Source organism: Halomonas halmophila (genome assembly GCF_006540005.1).
In the GTDB taxonomy this organism is placed as follows: Bacteria; Pseudomonadota; Gammaproteobacteria; order Pseudomonadales; family Halomonadaceae; genus Halomonas; species Halomonas halmophila.
The window spans coordinates 1-5825 of sequence record NZ_BJOC01000056.1; the positions used below are offsets into that span (position 1 = coordinate 1).

A 5825-nucleotide genomic window follows, 5' to 3' on the forward strand; every position below is an offset into this window, starting at 1 on the left:
TAAAACACCCTCTTAGGCTTGGGCTAACGGCCCTTCTGGGCCCTTGAGTGCCAGGGAGTTGCCCATGTCCGCCTGTCGCCTTGCCTGCCGTACCGCGCTGCCACCATGGCTGCCGGCCATGCTATTGCTGTGGCTGGCCGGTTGCGCCGGGCCGGACCTGGCCACCCGCGACGCGGGCGGCCTTTCCATGGAACGCGCCATGATCCTGGCGGAAGCCCGTCAGGCGCTCGGCACACCTTATCGCTATGGCGGCGAGACCCCCAGCGGCCTCGACTGCTCGGGACTGGTGCAACTGGCGTATTCCCGCGCCGGCATCAGCGTACCGCGTACCTCCAGTCAGCAGTTCGACCGCCTGCCGCCCATCGACACCGCCCGTCCGGGGGACCTGTTGTTCTTCGACACCAGCGGCGGCGGCGATGCCAGCCACGTCGGCATCTATCTGGGCAACAATCGGATGGTGCATGCCCCGGGGCGCGGGCGCCAGGTGACCACCACCCCGCTGGGGCTGGATTATTGGCAGGAGCGGTTTCTCGGCGCCGCCGCGCCGGCACCTTGATTTGGCCGAGTCACGAGTAGCGAGGTGCGAGCAGCTGGGAGCCGGATTGATGCCATGGTGCTTATCCATGCGCAGGACGGCTCGAAGCTCGTGGCTCGTGGCTCGTGGCTCGAAGCGAGCCGTTGGGCGTCGAGACAATGCGCGGTGCTTGCCCAGGCGCAGGGCGAGTATCGAGTAGCGAGGAACGAGCAGCTGGGAGCCAGATTGATGCCATGGTGCTTATCCATGCGCAGGACGGCTCGAAGCTCGTGGCTCGTGGCTCGTGGCTCGTGGCTCGCAGCTCGAAGCTCGCAGCGCGAAGCTCGTGCTAACCATATCACCACAGGTTGTTTCCCCAACCCATTGCCCCCATGTAATGCTGAGGCCGTCGATACGGCACCGCATGGGCGATGCCATCAACTCAACCCAGAGGAGCCTGACATGTCATTGCAACTCGGCGATATCGCACCAGATTTCACGCAGGAAAGCACGGCTGGCACCATCAACTTCCATGAGTGGGCCGGGGACAACTGGGTCATCCTGTTCTCGCATCCCAAGGATTTCACCCCGGTGTGCACCACCGAGCTGGGTGAGGTCTCGCGGCTCAAGCCGGAATTCGACAAGCGCAACACCAGGGCCATCGGCCTGTCCGTCGACCCGCTGGAAGACCATGAAAAGTGGGCCGGCGATATTCAGGACACACAGGGCCAGGGCCTGAACTTCCCGCTGCTCGCGGATGGTGATCGCAAGGTCAGCGATCTGTACGGCATGATCCATCCCAACGCCAACGACACCCTGACGGTGCGTAGCGTCTTCATCATCGACCCGAACAAGAAGGTGCGCCTGACCATCACCTATCCGGCCAGCACCGGCCGCAACTTCGCCGAAGTGCTGCGCGTGCTGGACAGCCTGCAGCTCACCGACGAGCACAAGCTGGCCACGCCGGTGAACTGGCAGGATGGCGATGACTGCATCATCGTGCCGGCAGTCAGCAACGAGGAAGCGCAGAAGCTCTTCCCGCAAGGCTGGGACGAGCAGAAGCCGTATCTGCGTGTGGTCAAGCAGCCCAAGCGCTCGTGATCGCTCGGCGGCGGTGGCCGATGCCACTGCCGCCTCTTTACAGATGCGGCGCCACCGCGGATAGTAAAAGCCTGACGACAGGGGCGCCGGCGGCGATGCCGACCGGCTGAGATGCACCCTCACCACCTGACCCGGATAATGCCGGCGGAGGGAGTCGTGCCGGCCCTGCCTCGCTGGCACCTCCCCTCGCCCGGGAGTTGCCATGCACAGCATTGATCTCGCCAGCCACCTGCGCCGCATGCGCCAGGCCCGCCCGCTGGTGCACAACATCACCAATCATGTCGCCATGAATACCATGGCCAATGTGTTGCTGGCGCTGGGCGCCTCGCCGGCCATGGCCCATGCCCGCGAAGAAGTCGCCGAGTTTGCGCGCCTGGCCGGGGCCGTGACCCTGAACATCGGCACCCTGTCGCCGCACTGGGTGGATGCCATGGAGGACGCCGCCCGCGCCGCCAATGAGGCTGGCACTCCCTGGGTGCTCGATCCCGTTGCGGTGGGCGCTACGGCGCTGCGCCGTGATGCCGGCCAGCGTCTGCTGGCGCTCTCGCCGACCGTCATACGCGGCAATGCCTCGGAAATCCTATCACTGGCGAATCAGGGCAGTGGCGGCCGGGGCGTCGACAGCACCGACACCAGCGACGATGCCGAGAGTGCCGCCGTGATGCTGGCACAGCGCAGCGGCGGGGTAGTCGCCGTGACCGGCGAAACGGACCTGGTGACCGACGGTCGGCGCCTGGCACGTATCGCCGGCGGGCATGCCCTGATGCCGCTGGTCACCACCCTGGGCTGTGCCCTGAGCGGCGTGGTAGGCGCCTACCTGGCGGTGGCCGAGGATTCCTTCGAGGCCTGTGTGGCGGCACTCGCCAGCTATGCCGAGGCCGGTCGCCTGGCCGGCGAAGAAGCGCAAGGTCCCGGCAGCTTCAGCGTCGCCTTCATCGACGCCGTATATCGACTCGACCCCGAGACCCTGAATCGCCAGGCCCGAGTGGAGCTCTACGATGCGCCTTGATCTCTCGCTCTACCTGGTCACCGACCCCGAACTGTGCGCCGAGCGCGGCCTGGAAGACACCGTCCTGGCCGCGATGAAAGGTGGCGTGACCCTGGTGCAGCTACGCGACAAGCAGGCCGATGATGCCGAGATGATTCCGGTGGCCCGACGCCTCAAGGCCGCCCTGGCGGGTAGCGGCGTGCCGCTGTTGATCAATGATCGGTTGGAGGTCGCCCTGGCCAGCGGCGCCGATGGCCTGCATATCGGCCAGGATGACGGCGAGGTCCATGAAGCCCGCGCCGCCCTGGGGCCGGAAGCCATTCTCGGCCTCTCGGTGCAGACCCACGACCAGCTGGCCAGGGTCGATACGACGCGGCTCGACTATCTGGGGCTGGGGCCGGTATTTGCCACGCCCAGCAAGCAGGACCACGCGGCCCCGCTCGGCTTCGACGGGCTGGCCGCCCTGGCCGGCGCCAGCCCACTGCCCACGGTGGCCATCGGCGGTCTCAAGGCCGAGCACGCCGCGGCCGTGCAGCGCGCGGGCGTCAACGGCATGGCCGTGATCTCGGCCATCTGCGGCACACCCGACCCGCAAGCCGCGGCGCGCGCCTTCCCATACTTCGGCCAGACCGGCTGAACGGCGATCTCAGGCCGTGGGGCGCCGATTCAACGCCACGCGCCGCTCATGGTAGGCGATCGCCAGGCCACTGAGGATGATCAGCGAGCCGCCTACCAGCACCCACAGATCCGGCACTTCGTCCCAGATCCACCAGCCCAGCAAGACGGCCCACAGCAGTGCCGTGTAGTCGAAGGGTGCGGCCAGTGCCGCGGGGGCGTAACGGAAGGCCAGGGTCAGCCCGATCATGGCGCCCACCCCCAGCACCCCGGCCAGCAGGAAGAACGGCCAGTGGATCGGCGCCGGCATCTGCCAGACCCAGGGCAGGGTCGCAGCCGACACCAGCATCGGCACCAGGGTGGTGTAGAAGACCATGGCCCAGAGGTGCTCACGATCGCCGTAACGCCGTGCGGTGATCATGGTCAGCGCATAGCAGATCGCCGCCCCGATCACGATCAGGGCCGCCGGCTGAAAGCTCTCCCCACCGGGGCGGACCACCACCAGCACGCCGGCAAAGCCGACCAGCGTCGCCAGCAATGTAGTGCGATCGACCCGCTCACCCAGCAGCGGCACCGAGAGCAGATTGACGAACAAGGGCGCGGCGAAGGCGATGGCCGTGGTCTCGGCCAGCGGCAAGAGCGTCAGCCCCCACATGAAGCAGACCATGGTGCCGGTGAAGACCAGCCCGCGCAGCAGGTGGATCCCCGGCCGACGCGTCCTGAGTTTGCGCAGCCCGCCGCTGAAACGCGCGATCAGAGCAATCAGCGGCAGCGAAATCAGGGTGCGGAAGAAGATGATCTGCAGCGGCGAGTGCGTCTCGCCCAGCCACTTGGTAATGGCATCGCCGAGTGCCAGGCACAGCACGCCGCCGCACATGCACAGGATGCCCTTGAACGATGACGACATGGCCTCTCCTCGTCGCTGTGCCGTCGCAATGAAACACCCCACCGGCAGGGCCGATGGGGTGCTGAATAGCCTGTGCCCGGTAACGGGCTACCACCCTGACGCTAACGACTCGGCCAGGACGCGGCAACCCCGCTCTTGGTCTCAGCCTGAATCAGATCAGAACGATGCCTGCACCACCATGCAGTCCATTCCCTGAGCCTGCAGGCGACGACAGGCAGTGCGTGCCTGGGGCTCTGCCATGTCGACCAGCCGCGCGCGATAGACGTTGATATCGGCCACGTGCGGCACGGCCACACGGGCATCGGCCAGTTCGTCGGTCAACCGTTCGGCGGCGCGAGCCGCCAGGCGACGCGCGTTGTCGGCATCGCTGAAGGCGCCGACCTGAACGCCCCAGCTCCCCGAGGCAGCCGGCTGGTCCTGCTGCTCGGACAGCTCGCGAATCGGGTCGGACTCGCCGTTGGAGGATGTGGCAGAGGACACGACCGGGCCCGGCTCGGGCGTCGAGGCGGCGGCACTGGACGCAGCGCTACTCTCCGAGGCGTTGCCGGTTGACTCATCGATGGACGCCACCACCGGGCCGGGTGCGGATGATGTCGACGCGGCGGGCGCCTGCCGGGGCGTCGAGCCGACGTCTCCCATACCTGTCTGGCGCGTATCCGCAACGATGGTCTCGTCACTCGACGGGACGCTGACCGGCTCGGCATTCGCGCCGGCAGCAGATGACGTGGACGAGCGCGATGCCGGCAGAGAGGCAACCGAGTTGCCGCGACTTGCCATCATGCCACCGGAAGACGGCATGGGCCGCTCGTCGCGGGGCAGCAGGTAGTCGTTGGCGATGCGGGTATTGGCCAGGAAGCCACTGCCGTTATCCAGCGAGGCACGCATGAAGCCCCGATCAAGCAGGTTGGCCATGTGATCATCCCGCGAGGACGCCGAGTACCCGCCCATGACCACCGACAAGATGCGGCGCCCATTACGCTTTGCCGAGGTTGCCACATTGAAGCCGGAGGCCCGGATGAAGCCCGTCTTGAGGCCATCGACGCCCGGATAGGTGTCGAGCAGATTGTTATGGCCGGTCACCGTCTTGCCGCGCCAGGTAAAGCGGGACAGAGAGAAATACGGATAATACTGCGGGAAGTCGAGCATCAGTTGCCGCGCCAGCATGGCCATGTCATGTGCCGTGGTGACCTGTTGGTCATTGGGCAGGCCGGAGGCATTGCGGAAGGTCGTATCATGCATGCCTAGTTCGCGCGCCCGGGAGGTCATCATGCGGGCAAAGTGCTCTTCGCTGCCGCCCAGGGCCTCGGCCACCACGACCGCGACGTCATTGGCGGACCGCACGATCAGCGCCTTGATCGCCTTTTCTACCTCGATGGTGCTGCCCGGCCTCAACCACAACTTGGTGGCCGGCATCTTCGAGGCCGTGGACGACACCGGCAGACGCTGCTCCAGGGTCATGCGCCCCTCTTCCAGCGACTCGAACAGCATGTAGAGCGTCATCATCTTGGTCAGGGAGGCGGGATACCGCGGCTCCTGAGCGTTCTCGGCGTAGAGAATCTCGCTGGTTTCGGTATCGACCACGATCCCCGCATAGCGCGGGTTCTGCGCTTGAACGGTGCTGGCCAGCAATGTCGCGATGAAAAACAGGGTCAAGGCGAAGCACCATCGCCGTGTCGTTATGCGCCCCATGGGCTATTCCT

General features: G+C 66.3%; 6 protein-coding genes and 1 riboswitch. Of the genes, 4 read left to right on the plus strand and 2 right to left on the minus strand.

Annotated features, from left to right (window positions below; translation table 11 throughout):
• The first annotated feature begins 64 nt into the window (after positions 1-64).
• From HHA01_RS14380 to thiE, 4 genes are all read left to right on the plus strand, one after another.
• A complete protein-coding gene (locus HHA01_RS14380) occupies positions 65-556 on the plus strand; it encodes a C40 family peptidase (RefSeq protein WP_141321922.1) in 492 nt (163 codons plus the stop codon).
• A gap of 420 nt (positions 557-976) precedes the next feature.
• Positions 977-1615: a peroxiredoxin gene (locus HHA01_RS14385; RefSeq protein WP_141321924.1), complete on the plus strand. Its 639-nt coding sequence runs from the start codon at positions 977-979 to the stop codon at positions 1613-1615.
• Between the two features lie 69 nt (positions 1616-1684).
• A riboswitch (TPP riboswitch) is annotated at positions 1685-1785 on the plus strand.
• A gap of 32 nt (positions 1786-1817) precedes the next feature.
• Positions 1818-2624, plus strand: coding sequence for a hydroxyethylthiazole kinase (thiM, locus tag HHA01_RS14390; protein WP_141321926.1), 807 nt, complete (start codon positions 1818-1820; stop codon positions 2622-2624).
• Positions 2614-3240, plus strand: a complete 627-nt coding sequence (gene thiE / locus HHA01_RS14395) for a thiamine phosphate synthase (RefSeq protein ID WP_141321928.1) — start codon at positions 2614-2616, stop codon at positions 3238-3240. Before thiM ends, thiE begins: the two co-directional genes overlap by 11 nt.
• A gap of 9 nt (positions 3241-3249) precedes the next feature.
• Here thiE and HHA01_RS14400 read toward each other — a convergent pair whose 3' ends face one another.
• On the minus strand, positions 3250-4125 hold the full coding sequence (locus HHA01_RS14400) for a DMT family transporter (protein WP_141321931.1): 876 nt from the start codon (positions 4123-4125) through the stop codon (positions 3250-3252).
• A gap of 156 nt (positions 4126-4281) precedes the next feature.
• Positions 4282-5814, minus strand: coding sequence for a D-alanyl-D-alanine carboxypeptidase (locus HHA01_RS14405; RefSeq protein WP_141321933.1), 1533 nt, complete (start codon positions 5812-5814; stop codon positions 4282-4284).
• Positions 5815-5825: the final 11 nt, after the last annotated feature.

Excerpts from the sequence above, each read along its gene's own strand:
- HHA01_RS14380 (WP_141321922.1), top strand. The coding sequence starts at position 65 with ATGTCCGCCTGTCGCCTTGCCTGCCGTACCGCGCTGCCACCATGGCTG.
- HHA01_RS14385 (WP_141321924.1), top strand. The coding sequence starts at position 977 with ATGTCATTGCAACTCGGCGATATCGCACCAGATTTCACGCAGGAAAGC.
- thiM (WP_141321926.1), top strand. The coding sequence starts at position 1,818 with ATGCACAGCATTGATCTCGCCAGCCACCTGCGCCGCATGCGCCAGGCC.
- thiE (WP_141321928.1), top strand. The coding sequence starts at position 2,614 with ATGCGCCTTGATCTCTCGCTCTACCTGGTCACCGACCCCGAACTGTGC.
- HHA01_RS14400 (WP_141321931.1), bottom strand. The coding sequence starts at position 4,125 with ATGTCGTCATCGTTCAAGGGCATCCTGTGCATGTGCGGCGGCGTGCTG.
- HHA01_RS14405 (WP_141321933.1), bottom strand. The coding sequence starts at position 5,814 with ATGGGGCGCATAACGACACGGCGATGGTGCTTCGCCTTGACCCTGTTT.